This window comes from Fusobacteriaceae bacterium, from assembly GCA_031272775.1.
Taxonomy (GTDB): Bacteria; Fusobacteriota; Fusobacteriia; order Fusobacteriales; family Fusobacteriaceae; genus JAISST01.
This window is the reverse complement of record JAISTB010000034.1, coordinates 20,507-35,966: the sequence shown is the minus strand read 5'-3', so window position 1 is coordinate 35,966 and position 15,460 is coordinate 20,507. Positions and strand designations below refer to the sequence as shown.

Annotated in this window: 15 protein-coding genes; 14 read left to right on the top strand and 1 reads right to left on the bottom strand. The window is 52.5% G+C overall.

The features are described from left to right. Position 1: 1 nt before the first annotated feature. The 9 genes from lpxI (at position 2) to nifU (ending at position 9,203) form a co-directional block, all read left to right on the top strand. Positions 2 to 799 carry a UDP-2,3-diacylglucosamine diphosphatase LpxI gene (gene lpxI, locus LBQ97_08015; GenBank protein ID MDR1832654.1) on the top strand — a complete coding sequence of 266 codons (798 nt, stop codon included), beginning with the start codon at positions 2 to 4 and terminating at the stop codon, positions 797 to 799. A 25-nt stretch (positions 800 to 824) separates the two neighbouring features. Then, the gene (lpxB, locus tag LBQ97_08010; protein ID MDR1832653.1) at positions 825 to 1,934 is read left to right on the top strand and encodes a lipid-A-disaccharide synthase; all 1,110 of its coding nucleotides are present in this window, start codon (positions 825 to 827) and stop codon (positions 1,932 to 1,934) included. 27 nt (positions 1,935 to 1,961) lie between these two features. After that, positions 1,962 to 3,743 carry an ABC transporter ATP-binding protein/permease gene (locus LBQ97_08005; GenBank protein ID MDR1832652.1) on the top strand — a complete coding sequence of 594 codons (1,782 nt, stop codon included), beginning with the start codon at positions 1,962 to 1,964 and terminating at the stop codon, positions 3,741 to 3,743. 18 nt (positions 3,744 to 3,761) lie between these two features. Continuing rightward, on the top strand, positions 3,762 to 4,484 hold the full coding sequence (gene rph, locus LBQ97_08000; protein MDR1832651.1) for a ribonuclease PH: 723 nt from the start codon (positions 3,762 to 3,764) through the stop codon (positions 4,482 to 4,484). Next, positions 4,485 to 5,087, top strand: coding sequence for an XTP/dITP diphosphatase (locus tag LBQ97_07995; GenBank protein MDR1832650.1), 603 nt, complete (start codon positions 4,485 to 4,487; stop codon positions 5,085 to 5,087). Continuing rightward, the gene (gene hslU, locus LBQ97_07990; protein ID MDR1832649.1) at positions 5,080 to 6,417 is read left to right on the top strand and encodes an ATP-dependent protease ATPase subunit HslU; all 1,338 of its coding nucleotides are present in this window, start codon (positions 5,080 to 5,082) and stop codon (positions 6,415 to 6,417) included. Before LBQ97_07995 ends, hslU begins: the two co-directional genes overlap by 8 nt. 106 nt (positions 6,418 to 6,523) lie before the next feature. Then, positions 6,524 to 7,504, top strand: a complete 981-nt coding sequence (locus LBQ97_07985) for a hypothetical protein (protein ID MDR1832648.1) — start codon at positions 6,524 to 6,526, stop codon at positions 7,502 to 7,504. 112 nt (positions 7,505 to 7,616) lie between these two features. Then, positions 7,617 to 8,789 carry a cysteine desulfurase gene (locus LBQ97_07980; protein MDR1832647.1) on the top strand — a complete coding sequence of 391 codons (1,173 nt, stop codon included), beginning with the start codon at positions 7,617 to 7,619 and terminating at the stop codon, positions 8,787 to 8,789. Between the two features lie 33 nt (positions 8,790 to 8,822). Further along, complete coding sequence (nifU, locus tag LBQ97_07975) at positions 8,823 to 9,203, top strand: Fe-S cluster assembly scaffold protein NifU (GenBank protein MDR1832646.1); 381 nt, start codon at positions 8,823 to 8,825, stop codon at positions 9,201 to 9,203. 53 nt (positions 9,204 to 9,256) lie between these two features. Here nifU and LBQ97_07970 read toward each other — a convergent pair whose 3' ends face one another. Next, on the bottom strand, positions 9,257 to 10,135 hold the full coding sequence (locus tag LBQ97_07970; protein MDR1832645.1) for a LysR family transcriptional regulator: 879 nt from the start codon (positions 10,133 to 10,135) through the stop codon (positions 9,257 to 9,259). 302 nt (positions 10,136 to 10,437) lie between these two features. On the opposite strand from LBQ97_07970, the gene LBQ97_07965 reads away from it, so the two are divergent. Genes LBQ97_07965 through LBQ97_07945 form a run of 5 tightly spaced genes read left to right on the top strand, consistent with a single transcriptional unit; the run spans position 10,438 to position 15,440 of the window. Continuing rightward, positions 10,438 to 11,865 carry an aldehyde dehydrogenase family protein gene (locus LBQ97_07965; protein ID MDR1832644.1) on the top strand — a complete coding sequence of 476 codons (1,428 nt, stop codon included), beginning with the start codon at positions 10,438 to 10,440 and terminating at the stop codon, positions 11,863 to 11,865. A gap of 52 nt (positions 11,866 to 11,917) precedes the next feature. Next, positions 11,918 to 12,913: a tripartite tricarboxylate transporter substrate binding protein gene (locus tag LBQ97_07960; protein MDR1832643.1), complete on the top strand. Its 996-nt coding sequence runs from the start codon at positions 11,918 to 11,920 to the stop codon at positions 12,911 to 12,913. Between the two features lie 19 nt (positions 12,914 to 12,932). After that, complete coding sequence (locus tag LBQ97_07955) at positions 12,933 to 13,409, top strand: tripartite tricarboxylate transporter TctB family protein (GenBank protein MDR1832642.1); 477 nt, start codon at positions 12,933 to 12,935, stop codon at positions 13,407 to 13,409. Then, positions 13,349 to 14,971 carry a tripartite tricarboxylate transporter permease gene (locus LBQ97_07950; protein MDR1832641.1) on the top strand — a complete coding sequence of 541 codons (1,623 nt, stop codon included), beginning with the start codon at positions 13,349 to 13,351 and terminating at the stop codon, positions 14,969 to 14,971. Before LBQ97_07955 ends, LBQ97_07950 begins: the two co-directional genes overlap by 61 nt. Before the next feature lie 4 nt (positions 14,972 to 14,975). Then, complete coding sequence (locus LBQ97_07945) at positions 14,976 to 15,440, top strand: 3-dehydroquinate dehydratase (protein ID MDR1832640.1); 465 nt, start codon at positions 14,976 to 14,978, stop codon at positions 15,438 to 15,440. The last annotated feature ends 20 nt before the right edge of the window (positions 15,441 to 15,460 follow it).

The following is a 15,460-nucleotide window of genomic DNA, read 5'->3' as shown; positions in this document are numbered from 1 at the left end:
GATGAGAAAAATCGGCCTTATCGTAGGAAACGGCCTGCTGCCGCGCTATTTTTTGGAAAAGGCGGCCGCCAAAGACCTCGAAGTCTACCCCATCGGCCTCTTTGACACCATAGACGGGGCCGTCAGAGAAAACGCCCGTTTTCGCGCCTTCAACATCGGCGCCGTGGGCGATATCGTCAAACATTTTCTGCTGAACGACGTACGGGAACTGATCATGCTGGGCAAAGTGGAAAAACGGCTGATCTTTCAGGATCTCACGCCCGACGCCTGGGGAGAGGAACTGCTGCGAAAACTGCCCGACAGGAAGGATGAAACCCTCCTTTTTGGGGTGATTAGTTTTTTGCGGCTGAACGGCATCAAGGTCCTCGACCAGACAAAATTTATCGAGGAATTTCTGATCCGGAAGACCCGCTATACGAAAAGCGCCCCCGACGAAAATGACCTGCGGACAGTAAAAACGGGCGTCGAGGCCGCCAAGGCCCTTTCGAAAATCGACGCCGGACAGTGCGTCGTCTGCAAAGACCGGAGCGTCGTGGCCCTTGAGGGCATCGAGGGGACGGACCGCTGTATCGCCCGGGGCGGGGAACTGGCCGGCCCGGGGACCATTATCGTAAAAATGGCGCGGCCCCAGCAGGACATGAAGGTGGACGTGCCGGTCATCGGCCTGGAAACCGTCCGTCGGGCCGCCGCCGTCAAGGCCCGGGGAATCGCCGGAGAGGCCGGCAAAATGATGCTTCTTGACGAAGCGGACTGCGTGCGTATCGCCGATGAAAACAATATGTTTTTAATCGGCATTTGAGCCTTTGCGCAAAAAGAGGTAAGTTATGGGAGAACAAACGACGGAACAGCGCTTTTTTGTCTCGGCGGGCGAAGTGTCCGGCGATCTGCACTTGTCTTACATCGTCTCGGCGGCGAAAAAACTCTGTCCCGAAGCGACCTTCGCGGGCGCGGCGGGGGCTTACTGCCGTGAAGCGGGCGTCACGATCCTTCAGGACATCGGAGAGCTCGCGGTCATGGGCTTTACGGAGGCCGTCGGCAAATACGGATTTTTGAAGAAAAAGGCCGCGGAATACCTCGCGTACATCAGAAAAGAGCGGATCGGAAAGGTTATTCTCGTCGATTACGGCGGCTTTCATCTGAATTTTCTGGCCTTTTTGAAAAAAGAAGCGCCCGAAGTCAAAGTTTACTATTATATTCCGCCGAAACTCTGGATCTGGGGGAAAAACCGCCTCAAAAAACTCGTTCTGGCCGACCGCATCATGGTCATTTTCCCCTGGGAAGTGGATTTTTACCGGAAAAACAACGTCGAAGTCATCTATTACGGCAATCCCTTCACGGAAAAGTATCGGCCTGTGGAGCGTCGCGGGGACGCTGTCCTACTGTTGCCGGGCAGCCGCAGGCAGGAAGTTATGCGCCTTTTTCCGGTCATGCTCCAGGTGATCCGGAATTTTCCGGAGAAACATTTTTTATTGAAATTGTCCGAAGAAGCCCATAAAGCCTGGTTGAAAGAATTTTCCGACGGGGGACCCTTTCCCGAAAATCTGGAGATCACCGCGGGCGACAGTCTTGAGGATTGCGTCGCGCGTTCGGCCGCGGCCCTTTGCGCCTCGGGCACGGTTACCCTTGAGCTCTGCCTCATGGGAATCCCCGCCGTGGTACTGTACAGGCTGGGTCTCGTCAACGCGGTCCTGATCCGGCTCTTTCTCAGGATCGGCTATGTCTCGCTGCCGAACCTCACGGTAAACCGGGAAGTCTACCCCGAACTGCTGCAGGAAAAGTGCACACCGGAAAATATCGGGCGGGAGCTGCGGGCCCTGACGGAGGACCCCGCGCGGATGGAAAAAGTCCGGGCGGATATGGCGGAAGTCCGGGCAAAACTCAAAAATCAAAACGACGGAATTGTCGAAAGCTACGGGGCCTGCCTGCTGCGTTGAGCGGCCCTTTACCCAGATGGAGAATACATGAGTACAGTCAAAGAAAAATTCAGGATGTACAACAACAAATCCCTGAAGACCTTCCTCAAATACAGTATGCGCCACAAATGGACCATGATCGGCGTCGTTTTCATGTCCGTCCTCTCTTCGGGCATGGCGGCCGCCCCGGCCTGGCTCAGCAAATATTTTGTGGACGACGTGCTCGTCAAAGAAAATACGCGAATGGTCATCTACATCCTTTCGGCCTTTCTTTTCACGACGGCCGTAAAAGTGCTCTCGGGCTATCTGGCCTCAATCTTTTCGAGCTACGTGACCGAGACGATCCGGCGGGATATCCGCATCGACATCTTCTCGCATTTGCAGCGGCTGCCCCTTGCCTTTTACAAGAAAAACAAGCTGGGAGACCTCATGGCAAGGCTCTCGGGCGATTCGACGACCCTCGGGCAGATCGGCTTTCACATCTTCGATATGTTCAAGGAGTTTCTGGCCGTGCTTGCCCTGACGATCCGGCTCTTCCAGGTCGATATGGTCCTGACCCTGATCAGCCTTGTGATCATGCCGCTTCTGATCAGCACCGTGCGCAAATATACGCGGAAGATCAGAAAATCGGGACGGGTCCGGCAGGACGTGACCGGGGCCGTGACCGCCTATATTCAGGAGGCCCTCGCGGGCATCTTCGTCGTCAAATCCTTCAACAATGAAGACAAAATGATCGAAAACTACAAAAAAATCAGCCAAGAGGAGTTTCAGACCACGTACCGGAGCCGAAAAATCAAGGCCAAAGTCAATCCCATCAACGAAGTCATCACGACGGTCATGATCGTCCTCGTGGGCGCCTACGGCTGGTATCTCGTCACGGGAAAGCAGATCACCTCGGGAGATCTGGCGTCCTTTGTGACGGCTTTGGGCCTCATGCACCAGCCTCTGAAGCGCATGATCAATAAAAACAACGATCTCCAAGAAGCGCTGCCCTCGGCGGACCGGATCATCGAGATCTTCGATGAGACGCCGGAGCCTGTCGCTGCGGGAAATGAGGCGCAGGTCGGTCCGACCATACGCGATATCGAATTCCGTCACGTGGATTTTCACTACGACGACCGGGAGGAAGACACGCTCCACGACATCAATTTTACCGTGAAAGCCGGGGATGTGGTGGCCCTCGTCGGCAAAAGCGGCAGCGGAAAGACGACCCTCGTCAACCTGATTCCCCGCTTTTACGACTTCACCGGCGGCGCGATCCTCATCAACGGCCGGGATATCCGGGAGTACGCCCTCAAGGAATACCGGAATTACATCGGCGTCGTTCCCCAGGAGAGCTTTTTGTTCAGCGGCACAATCGCGGAAAATATCGCCTTCGGCAAGGAAAATACCGACGCCGCCGACATAGAGCGGGCGGCCCGGATGGCCAACGCCTGGGACTTTATCGACGCCTTTCCCGACAAGATGGAAACGGAAGTGGGGGAAAAGGGAACGCTGCTGTCGGGCGGGCAAAAACAGCGGATCGCAATCGCCCGGGCCCTGATCAAGGACCCGCAGATCCTGATCCTCGACGAGGCGACCTCGGCCCTCGATACGGAATCGGAACGCCTCGTACAGGACGCCCTCGACAAGCTCATGAAAAACCGGACGACCCTGGTGATCGCCCACCGACTCTCGACCATCCTGAGCGCCGATATGATCCTGGTCATGGAGGAAGGGCGGATCGTCGAGGCCGGACGACATGAGGAGCTCATCCGGCGGGGGGGTCTGTACAAATATTACTACGATATCCAGTTTAACGGACAGGAAGTCCAATATTACACGGAATAAATCCAATCAGGGGGAATTATGGCAAGAGACGACGGCAGAAAAAATGAGGAAGTACGAAAACTGAAAATAAAGACCGACGTGAATATCCACGCGGAAGGCTCGGTCTTGATTGAGTGCGGCAACACCAAGGTCATCTGTACGGCCACCGTGTCGGACAAGACGCCGCCATTTTTGAAAAATACCGGAAAAGGCTGGATAACAGCCGAATACAGCATGCTGCCACGGGCCACCCTCGAAAGAAACGTCCGGGAATCGGCCAAGGGGAAGCTCACGGGCCGGACCATGGAGATCCAGCGCCTGATCGGAAGATCTCTGCGGGCCGCCGTGGACCTTGAGGCCCTGGGCGAGGTGCTCATTACCGTCGATTGCGACGTTATCCAGGCCGACGGCGGCACAAGGACGACGTCAATTACGGGCGGATTTGTCGCGCTGGCGCTGGCCATCAAAAAAATGCTCGACGACTGCGAACTCGAAACAAATCCCATTATCTCCAACGTGGCCGCCATCAGCGTGGGGCTCCTCAAGGGCGTCCCCGTCGTGGATCTTAAATATTCGGAAGATTCCGCTGCCGATGTGGACATGAACGTCGTCATGAACGCCAAAGGTGAATATATCGAGGTGCAGGGGACAGGAGAGGGCTCGACCTTTACCCGGGAACAGCTGACGACCATGCTGGATCTGGCGGGAAAAGCCATTGAAAAAATTATCCGGCAGCAAAATAAAGCCATCGGGGAGATGTAAGTGAAACTTTTTCTCGCGACGGGCAACGCCAATAAAATCAGAGAAATGAAAGAAATCCTGCGGGATATGCCCGAACTTGAGCTCCTCTCGGTCCGGGACGGCATAGCGATCCCCGACGTCGTCGAAGACGGCGGGACCTTTGAGGAAAACGCCGTCAAAAAGGCGCTTGCCATCGCGCGAACTCTCCGTATGCCGGTTATCGCCGATGATTCGGGTCTCCAGGTCGCGGCCCTCGGAGGCGCGCCCGGGGTTCTTTCGGCCAGATACGCCGGTGAGCACGGCAACGACGCCGCCAACAACGCCAAATTGATCGCGGACCTGCAAGGAAAAGCCGACCGCTCGGCCAGATTCGTCTGCGTGATCTGCATGGCGCTCCCCGACGGGACGACGCATTGCTACCGGGGCGAGGTCCCGGGCGTCATCGTCGATGAGGCCCAAGGCGCTAACGGCTTCGGCTACGACCCGCATTTTTGGCTTCCCGACATCGGAAAGACCATGGCGGAACTGGGCGCCGCGGAAAAAAACGCGCTCAGCCACAGAGGAAGGGCGCTTGCCGCCTTAAAAGAACATATCCGGAGGGATTCAGGAGCAAACCATGAGTAAAAAAATAGAATTGACCCCGAGAGGGATCGTCAAAGAACTGGATAAATTCATTATTTCGCAGGAAGAGGCGAAAAAATATGTCGCCATTTCCCTCAAAAACCGGGACAGAAGGAAAAGTGTGTCCGATCCCGAAATGAAAAACGAGATCACGCCCAAAAACGTCATTCTGATCGGCCCCACGGGCGTCGGCAAAAGCGAAATCGCCCGCAGGATCGCGCGGATCGTGAACGCCCCCTTTATCAAGGTCGAAGCCACCAAGTACACGGAAGTGGGCTATGTGGGCAAAGACGTCGAAAGCATCATCCGGGACCTTGTGGAGATCACGTTCCGCAAGATGAAAGAGGAAATGTACAATGAGATGCGGGAAATTTCCCGCAAAAAAGCCTATGAGAAGGTTCTCAAGGCGCTGAAACCCAAGGAAACCCTCAGCGAAGCGGAGAAAACCCGCCTGCTCGGGGAAATCGAGGCCGGCAAATACGACAACCGGGAGATTGAAATGGACCGGAAGATCCGGCCCGTACCCATGCCCATCATCGAAATCGTCGGCGGCAGCATCGACGAAAACAACAACATCGGAAACGTCTTCGAGCAGATGATCTCGAACTTTGAGCCCGGCCGCAAGGGCGGCAGAGAAAAACTCAAGCTGAGCGTAAAAGACGGCATCAGGCGCTATATCGAGGAGGACCTCGAAAAGCGGCTGAATCTTGAGGCGCTCAAGGAAAGGGTCATCGAAAACGTCGAGAACAACGGCATCGTCTTTATCGACGAGATCGACAAAATCGCTGAACGGGGCGGCATCGACCGGGGAGACGTGTCCCGCCAGGGCGTACAGCGGGATATCCTGCCGATCATAGAAGGCAGCACGATCATGACCCCCTACGGCCCCGTCAAAACGGACCACATCCTCTTTATCGCGGCGGGAGCCTTTACCCAGAGTTCTCCCTCGGATCTGATGCCTGAGTTGCAGGGGCGTTTTCCGATCCGGGTCAAGCTCAAAAGCCTCGACAAGGAAGACTTCGTGAAAATTCTGACCGAAGTGGAATACAATCTGCTCGATCAATACAAGGCCATGCTCCTGACCGACAATGTCAAGCTGTCCTTTACGAAAAACGCCATTGAGACCATCTCGGAAATCGCGGTGCGGCTCAATGACAGCGTCGAGAATATCGGCGCCCGGCGTCTGGCCACAGTCGTCGAGCAGATCCTCAAGGACATCCTCTTTGAAGCGCCCTATGGCAGGGAAGAACGCGTCGCCATCGACGCCCGCTTCGTCAAAAGGGTGTTCAAAGACGAGAGCGCGGGAGAAAACCTCGACAAATTTATCCTGTGATTTCCGCGCCGACGGCGCAAAATAAAGGAAAATCCCCTTTGCATTTTCATTTCTTTGTGATATACTGATAGCGTGAACGAATCAAAACCCGGGAGGCGGGATTACTATGGACAAATTTCTGACGTTACTGAACAAATGGAAAGAAGCGGCGCGAGCGCTTTATGACAAGAACCCCGGGGCGGCCTTGGGCTGTGCGGGGGGGCTGATCGCGCTGTTTGTCCTCTTGCTTTTACTGAAAAAAGCGACAAAAAAATCGGGGAAAAGCAAGCCTCCGGCCCGGGAAAGCGCCGATGCGGAAGACGAAGCGACAGACGGCGGAAACGAAGCCGCGCCGGTTCAGGCGGAAAAAACCATCAAGCTGGACGACATGATTCCCGCTGATATGGAAGAAAATACCGACAGTTTCACCTATCCCAACGGGGACAGGGAGGAATTCACCGTCGTCAGCGGCCAGCGGAACGGCCGGGCGGTCTATTACTGGGTCAACGGCGACAAGGCGGAGTTCTTTTACAAAGACGGCAAACGGGAAGGGGCGGCGACGCGGTACCGGACAAACGGGGACCGGGTGGACTTTCTGTTCTCGGGCGGCAAAAAGCAGGGCAAGGCCACTTATTTTTGGGCCAACGGGGACAGGGAGGAATTCTGGTATGAAAACGGCGTCAAAACCGGCCGTACACTTTCCCTTTTCGTCAACGGGGACCGGGAAGAGGCGGAATACTTCAACGGCAAACGCAACGGAAAGGCGGAAGTCCGCTACGGCAACGGCGACTACCTGAAATTTTCCTACCTCATGGGGGAAAGGGACGGCGAGGCCGTATTTTACTGCGCCAACGGGGACCGGGAAGAATTCAGCTACGAGCACAACAAGAAAAACGGCAAGGCAACATTTTACGCTAATGACGGCGCCGCCGAGGAATACAGCTACATCAACGGCATCAAGGAAGGCAGGGCCTACGCCTTTGACGACAAGGGCAACAAGACCCGCTTCACCTATATCCGCGGCGAGAAGGAGGGACCCGCTACCCTGATCCGGGGCGACGGGACGAAGGAGAACTTTTCCTACAAAAATGGGAAAATCGTAAAATAAATTCTTGACTCAACGACTAAGAAATGATAGAATATACTTGATATGAGACGAAACGCAGAAAAAAACAAAATTGCGAATACGCCAACGATTAAACCATAAGGAAGTGTTGCATATGCGAGTATATCTGGACAATAACGCCACAACAAAACTGGACGACGAAGTTTTCCGCATCATGACCCCCTACCTGACGGAATTTTACGGAAACGCGTCGAGCCTGCACCTGTTTTCGAAGGAAACGACCGACGCCATGAACGGGGCCCGGGAAACCGTGGCCGACATATTGGGCGTCAGCCCCGACGAGATTATTTTTACGGCCTCGGGCAGCGAAGCGGACAATATGGCCCTGCGCGGTATCGCCAAGGCCTACCGGAACCGGGGAAAGCACATTATCTCCAGCTCCATCGAGCACCACGCGATCAAAAATACGCTGGAAGACCTGCGGCAGGACGGTTACGAGATCACGGAACTTCCCGTGGACAAAAACGCCCTTGTCGATCTGGAAGCACTGAAAAAGGCCATCCGTGACGATACGATCCTCATTTCCGTCATGCACGCCAATAACGAAGTGGGGACCATCGAACCCGTGGAGGAAATCGCGAAAATCGCCAAAGCGCATAAAATCATTTTTCATGTGGACGCCGTCCAGACCATGGGGAAGATCAAAGTGGCGCCCAAAGAAACGGGCATCGACCTGCTTTCCTTTTCCGGCCACAAGTTTTACGGCCCCAAGGGCATCGGCTGCCTCTATTGGCGGAACGGCGTGCGGTTCGCCCACACGCTGACCGGCGGCAACCAGGAAAAACACCGGCGACCGGGGACCTCGGACGTAGCGTCCATGGTGGGACTCGCGGCGGCGCTGAAAAAAGCCGTGGCCAACGAGGACGAAGAATACAGACGGGAATCGGAATTGAGGGATTATTTCGAAAGCGAGATTCTGAAAAAAATTCCCGAGATCGTCATCAACGCCAAGGATGTCAAGCGGCTTGCCGGAACGTCCAGCGTCACGTTCAAATACCTCGAGGGGGAATCGATCCTGCTTTCCCTAAGCATGAAAGGGATCGCCGTGAGCTCGGGCTCCGCCTGCTCCTCCGACGACCTCCAGGCCTCCCATGTGCTCCTCGCCATGGGCATTGACCCCAAATTCGCCCACGGGACCATCCGTTTTTCCCTGGGAAAATACAACACAAAAGAAGAAATCGACTATGTGGTGACGACGCTGACGGAGATTATCGCCAGACTCAGGAGTCTGTCGCCGCTGTGGAACGAATATATCGGCGCGAAATAAAAAAAAGCACAAGAATTCGATAAAGGAGAGAATATGCAGTATTCGGAAAAAGTCATGGAACATTTTATGAACCCGCGCAACGTGGGCGTCATCGAAAACCCTGACGGCTATGGAAAGGTCGGCAATCCGGCTTGCGGGGATATTATGGAAATCTTTTTGAAAGTGGACAACGACGTGATCACTGACGCGAAATTCCGGACCTTCGGTTGCGCCTCGGCCATCGCGAGCTCGTCCATTTCCACGGAGCTCGTCAAGGGGAAGTCCATCCGCGACGCCCTGCAGCTGACGAACAAAAAAGTCGTCGAGGAGCTCGGGGGGCTGCCCGCGGTCAAGATGCACTGCTCGGTCCTCGCCGAGGAGGCCATCAAGCTCGCCATTGAAAATTACCTGAGCAAAAAGCAGCCGCAAAGTTAAAATTCGCAATAAAAAATCACGCGATCCGAAAAGGGGTCGCGTTTTTTTTATCTTCAAATAATGGCTGTCTGTCCGACAATAAAGCGGTGGACTTTTTCGACGGCCGGACAGGTTTTTTCCTCGGGCAGCCAGGCCACATAGATGGTCCGGGTGACTTCCGGATTGATGAGTCGCAGGACTTTCAGGTCCTCCCGGAACATTCCGGGAATCGATGGAATTATGGAAACGCCGAAATTCATGGAAACATAGGTCAGGGCCGAATTGCATTGATTGACTTCAAATACCGTATTCGGAACGGCTTTTCGGATTTTGAATTCCTCTTCCACAAGCTTTCGGAGGGCGCTGTCTTTTTTGATCATCACAAAGGGCTCGTTGACAATCTCATCCAGAGAGATTTCGTCTCTGGCGGAAATCGGATTTTTTTTGGACGCCACCAGATAGAGTTTTTGCTCAAGAACCGGATAGGCCTCGGTGTTGTCCGGCTTTCCCACACAAAAGATCATGTCGACTTTCTTTTGATAGAGCTCCTCTTTGATTTCCTCGTTAAGTCCTTCGGTAAAATTGAATTTGATAAAACGGTTCTCTTCGTCGGCATAAAATTTTTCAATGAGTTGCGGTACCGAGACAAGACTCATACTGTGCAGGCAGCCGATATTGATGATTTTTGCCCCGTCGCCCGGGGGCTTGATTTGCTCTATGCCGTCATCGATGATCCGGAGGGCCTCACTGACATAGCCCAGGAATTTTTCCCCGTTGGCGTTCAAAAATATCTTCTTCCCCTTCCGGTCAAACAACAAAACGCCCAGCTCTTTTTCAAGCTCGGTGATCGTGTAGCTCAGGCTGGGCTGCGAGACATAAAGCTGCTGCGCCGCGTTATTGAAATGCTGAATTTCCGCTAAAGTTTTGAAGTAACGAAGCGCCTTTAATGTCATAGCCCCTCCTTTTGAAAAAAATGGCAATTTTACCATAAAGCTCTCTTAGTTCGATTATACCACTTTTTCATGGAATGTCAATTTGTTCTTTTGCGGAAATTCTGTTACTGAATTTTGTTACACGAAGCACAAATTTTCATACTTATAAAATTTTTTTATCAAGTCAATCGAATAAAAGTATTGGATTTTCTCTTTTTTTAGTGATAAGGTTGTAGTATAAAAGATTAAAGCATGCGGAAAATAAACATAGCGAATAAAAAAATGACAATTTTACTGTAATAAAAGAAGGAGGCATTTGCGACATGGCAAAAGAAATTACCGCAGAACAAATCAGGGAGTTGGACGAATTACTCTCGCGGGCCGAAAAGGCGGCCAAAATCATCGAGACCTACGATCAGGAGCGGGTCGACAAATTGATCCAGGCCGTGGCCTGGTCCGTCGCCAACAAAAAAACTTTCCTGCAATTGGTCGATATGGGGATCGCCGAAAGCGGCCTCGGAGACCCGGTTTCCCGGCAGAACAAGCGTTTCAAAATTCGGGGCTGCCTTAGAGACGCCCTGCGGGCAAAGAGCGTGGGCATCATCGAAGAAATTCCGGAAAAAGGCATCGTGAAATACGCGAAACCCGTGGGGATCATCGGTTCTCTGGTACCGACGACAAACCCCGACCTGACCCCGGCGGGGCAGGCCATCTACGCCATCAAGGCCCGGGACGTCGTGATCTTTTCCCCGCATCCGCGATCGAAAAAGACCACATTTGAGACCGTGCGCCTCATGCGGGAGGCCCTCAAAAAAGAAGGCGCCCCCGAGGACATTCTGCAGTGCGTGACAAACCCCAGCGAGGCCATGACTCAGGAAATGATGAAGCGGGTAAATCTTGTGATCGCCACGGGCGGACGCCCCATGGTCAAGGCCGCGTACAGTTCCGGCACGCCCGCTTACGGCTCGGGCGCGGGCAACGCCACGATGATCTATGACGATACCCTTGAGGGCCATCCCGAAAGGATTCAGGAAGCGGCCCGCAACACCATGCTCAGCAAGACTTCCGATTACGGCAGCGGCTGCTCGGCCGACGGCAACATTATCATCTACGATAAAGTCTACGATCAGGTGCTGGATGCTCTCGAAGCCGAAGGGGGCTACCGGGCAAACGCCGCGGAACGCGAAAAACTGCGGAGCGTCATGTGGGACGAGGAAAATCACAGAAAACCGGACACCGTAGCCATCGCCCCCCAGGCCCTGGCGAAGGCCGCAGGATTCGAGATTCCCGCCGACAGAAAATTCATCTTCGTGGAGGGGGACGGCATCGGAAAGGAGCATCCCTTCTCAAGTGAGAAACTGACGACGCTTCTGGCGACCCACAAATATTCCGGTGAGTTTGAAAACGCCCTCGACGCCATGCGGGCCATCTATGAAGTCGGCGGCAAGGGACATTCGGTGGGGATTTATTCCTTCGACGACGACCACATTCACAGACTGGGGCTCGCCGCTCCCGTAAGCCGGATCATGGTACGACAGCCGCAATCCAAGGCCAACGCCGGTTCCGCCACAAACGGGATGCCCATGACCTCGTCCATGGGTTGCGGGACTTGGGGCGGTAACATTGTTTCGGAAAATATCGCGCTGAAGCATTATATGAATACCACCTGGGTATCCCGGCCCATTCCGCGGGATATGCCCACGGATCAGGAACTCTTCGGGAGCTACTACGACCCCGCCATGGAAGAATAGTTTTTATAACAACTGCGATTTTATGACAGAAAAAAATAAAAGGAGGCTTTTCATGAAAAAAATCAAATGGTTCGTTTTATCTGCTTGTCTAATATTTTTTGGAAATCTCAGCATGCTTGACGCCGCGTATCCTGAAAAAAATATCAGCGGCATTGTACAATGGGGCGCCGGCGGCGGTACTGACTCGCTGATGCGTCCTCTCGCCAGTCTTGCTGAAAAAGAACTGGGCAAGAGCATCGTGGTGGAAAACAAAACCGGCGGGACCGGATCCATAGCCACCCAATACGTCTACGCGAAAAACGCTGATGGTTATACCTTGCTGATGGGAGCGGAAAACCCTCAATTATACACGGCACTGAAAATCCTGGATCTGACTTACGCGGATTTTGAACCGGTATTTCTGATCGGAGATGAAACAGTCGGCATTGCCGTATCCAAAAATTCTCCCTACAAAACATTTACCGAAATTGTCGAAGCCGCCAAGAAAGAGCCCGGAGCTTTGACCTTGTCCACGACTGGAACCGGAGGGCTTCCTTGGGAAGTAGGATCCTTCATTACAGCGCTGACTGGCGCCACATTCAGCCAGATTCCCTACGACAGCGACGCCACCGCGAGAGCCGCAGTTTTAGGAGGAGAATGTGATTTTACCGTTGTGAAAGTGCAATCGGGAATCGAAGAGTACAAATCCGGGGATTTGAGATTTCTCGCGATGCTCTCCAAAAGTCCGGTTCCCCAGATGGAATCCGTACCTCTGATTACTGCTGAATATCCGGATTTTGAACAGTATTTACCTTGGGGTCCTTTCTACGGCGTATTTGTAAAAAAGGGGACCGATCCGGCTGTGATCGCCACTCTTGGAAAAGCCTTTGAAAAGGCGTATCAAAGCGATACTTATCAGAAAGTGCTGAAAGATTTCAATATCAATGGCTTGGGGTATACCGGCGAAAAGGCAAAAGCATATCTCAAATCCTGGCAGATCAACACGATTGACGCATTATATAAAAGCGGCGCTACCGATAAAAGCGCGGCGGAATTGGGTTTAAAATAACAAGAACGGAGGAGGTTCCATGACAGAAAAAAATTTTAAACCGGGAGAAAAAGGATTCGCAGTGTTTCTGCTGATTTTCGGTGGTTATTTTTTCCAGGCTTCTGTCAAACTGTATCTTGAAAATCCAAAACCCTCTTCTTACGGGGCGGTCCCTTTGTTTGTCAGTTCGCTGATCGTTCTGTTTTCTCTGGCGATCCTGATCAATGACCGCAAAAAAACATCCGAAACGAAAGGTCTGCCTGCGGGAAAAAAGATTCTGATAACTTTGGCCTACATATTTCCTAAAGACATATTGATCATGATGGGACTCATATTGGCATATTGCACGGCGCTTTATCAAGGAGTCGGTTTCATTGTATCAACACCCCTGTTTTTATGGGTGGGAATCTGTTATCTATTGCGGAAGAACTATGTGAAAAACATACTCTGGACGGCATGTTGCATGGCATTCATCCTTGTTGTTTTCAGATACCTCTTCAGCGTTGTTTTGCCATAAAAAAGGAGAGTTTCATGAGTATATTTAATTATTTAATGATTCCCGTCTATAATCCCGTCCTGATTCTGTTTGTCGCAGTCGGTGTTTTTTCAGGAATTTATATCGGCGCAATTCCCGGTCTGTCGGGGACAATGGCTGTATCTTTATTGGTTTCGTTTACCTTTGGATGGGAAACGCACAGAGCTCTGGCACTCATGATCGGCGTCTTTATCGGCGCCGTATATGGCGGATCTCGCTCCGCCATTTTACTGAACATTCCGGGAGCGCCCGCAGCCGTTGCCACCAGTTTTGACGGCTATCCTCTCGCACAAAAAGGAGAGGCGGGCAGAGCCATGGGCATTGCCACAACGCAATCGGTCATCGGCACATTGCTCGGAATCATTGCGCTTGGTTGTTGCGCGCCCATGGTTTCAAAATTTGCCTTGAAGTTTTCTTCGGTCGACTATTTGCTTTTAGGCATAATGGGCATGATGATGGTGGGCAGCCTCGGTTGCAAATCCATATACCGTGGTCTTATCTCCGCCGCCATCGGCGTCCTGCTGGGTACCGTGGGAATGGATACCATGACGGCGAAACCGCGTTTTACGTATGGCATCACCTATTTATTGCCGGGCGTGAACTATGTCGTAGCCATGATTGGATTATTCGGCGTTTCAGAGGCTTTGGCGCAAATCACGACGAAAGACATTATCCCGATCAAACAAAAAATTGATAAAATCATTCCTTCTTTTGATGTGATCAAAAAACATTTGCCGCTGACGTTCCGTTCCGCCATCGTTGGTGTGCTTGTGGGAGCGCTGCCGGGCGCAGGCGGAGACATTGCGGCGCTTTTAACCTACGATCAGGCCAAACGGACCATCAAGAATCCGGAAACGCCCTTCGGAGAAGGAGCGATTGAAGGGATTGTTGCACCGGAAACCGCCAACAACGCGGCGATCGGAGGCGCTTTCATTCCGATGCTCACTTTGGGGATTCCCGGAGACGCCGTTACGGCGGTTATGATCGGCGCATTGACGATTCACGGGCTGAAGCCGGGCCCCAATTTGATGACGACAACGCCGGACCTGTTCTATCTGATTGTCAGCTGTCTCGCGTTCGGAACGGTCTTTCTTCTGATCTTTGGTTTGACCGGAATCAAAATTTTTACGAAAATTGTGGAAATACCCAAGGGGATTCTAATGCCGATCATCATTATTCTGTCTGTGGTCGGTTCCTATGCCATAAACAACAGCCTGCCGGATGTGTTTTGGATGCTGGGTTTCGGCGTGTTGGGCTATTTCATGAAGCAATTTGACTATCCCATCGGGCCATGTGTACTCGGTACGATTCTGGAAAAATTGCTCGAAGAAAATTACCGGAGAGGCGTACTTCTAAAAAAATCCGTGGTGGGATTGCTGGGAAGCATCTTCACAAGTCCGATTTCCGTGGTTCTCTTCATCATGATCGTCGTGATGTTTGTCACGCAAACACAGACTTATCAGCGGTGGAAGGCAAAAAGAAACAAAGGCCGGGCTGACAGCTTAAATTCGCCAGAAAAAGCCGGCTATTCTATAAGGGGATGAAGAAATGAATAATAAAAAAATGAAAAAAGTACTGTTTTTACACGGAGTCAATCACAATATGTTTGGAAAGAGAGACCCGAAACAGTACGGAACGATTACGCTGGATCAGATCAACGAGCGCATCAGAAAAGTCGCCGAAGAAATCGGGGACGTCACGGTGGAATTCTACCAGACAAACTCCGAAGGGGATATGGTGGATCGCATATTGAAAGCGTACATGGATAAAAAGGACGCCGTCCTGATCAACGCGGGCGCGTGGACTCACTACAGCTGGGCAATTCACGACGCGTTGGACATCCTGGAGTGCCCCATATATGAGCTTCATATGTCAAATGTACACAAAAGAGAAGAATGGCGACATTTTTCCGTAATCTCTTCCCTGGCTCAGGGGATTCTCGTGGGTCTCGGTCCCGATGTTTACACACTGGGATTACGCGCCGCATGCAGCTTCATTGATCAAAAAAAGTAATGTAGCATATTTCGTTTGAT

Bases quoted from the DNA above. Each gene is read 5' to 3' on its own strand.
- LBQ97_07965 (MDR1832644.1), top strand. From the start codon at position 10,438: ATGGCAAAAGAAATTACCGCAGAACAAATCAGGGAGTTGGACGAATTA.
- rph (MDR1832651.1), top strand. From the start codon at position 3,762: ATGGCAAGAGACGACGGCAGAAAAAATGAGGAAGTACGAAAACTGAAA.
- LBQ97_07945 (MDR1832640.1), top strand. From the start codon at position 14,976: ATGAATAATAAAAAAATGAAAAAAGTACTGTTTTTACACGGAGTCAAT.
- lpxB (MDR1832653.1), top strand. From the start codon at position 825: ATGGGAGAACAAACGACGGAACAGCGCTTTTTTGTCTCGGCGGGCGAA.
- LBQ97_07980 (MDR1832647.1), top strand. From the start codon at position 7,617: ATGCGAGTATATCTGGACAATAACGCCACAACAAAACTGGACGACGAA.
- LBQ97_07960 (MDR1832643.1), top strand. From the start codon at position 11,918: ATGAAAAAAATCAAATGGTTCGTTTTATCTGCTTGTCTAATATTTTTT.
- nifU (MDR1832646.1), top strand. From the start codon at position 8,823: ATGCAGTATTCGGAAAAAGTCATGGAACATTTTATGAACCCGCGCAAC.
- LBQ97_07985 (MDR1832648.1), top strand. From the start codon at position 6,524: ATGGACAAATTTCTGACGTTACTGAACAAATGGAAAGAAGCGGCGCGA.
- lpxI (MDR1832654.1), top strand. From the start codon at position 2: ATGAGAAAAATCGGCCTTATCGTAGGAAACGGCCTGCTGCCGCGCTAT.
- LBQ97_07955 (MDR1832642.1), top strand. From the start codon at position 12,933: ATGACAGAAAAAAATTTTAAACCGGGAGAAAAAGGATTCGCAGTGTTT.
- LBQ97_07970 (MDR1832645.1), bottom strand. From the start codon at position 10,135: ATGACATTAAAGGCGCTTCGTTACTTCAAAACTTTAGCGGAAATTCAG.
- LBQ97_07950 (MDR1832641.1), top strand. From the start codon at position 13,349: ATGTTGCATGGCATTCATCCTTGTTGTTTTCAGATACCTCTTCAGCGT.
- LBQ97_08005 (MDR1832652.1), top strand. From the start codon at position 1,962: ATGAGTACAGTCAAAGAAAAATTCAGGATGTACAACAACAAATCCCTG.
- hslU (MDR1832649.1), top strand. From the start codon at position 5,080: ATGAGTAAAAAAATAGAATTGACCCCGAGAGGGATCGTCAAAGAACTG.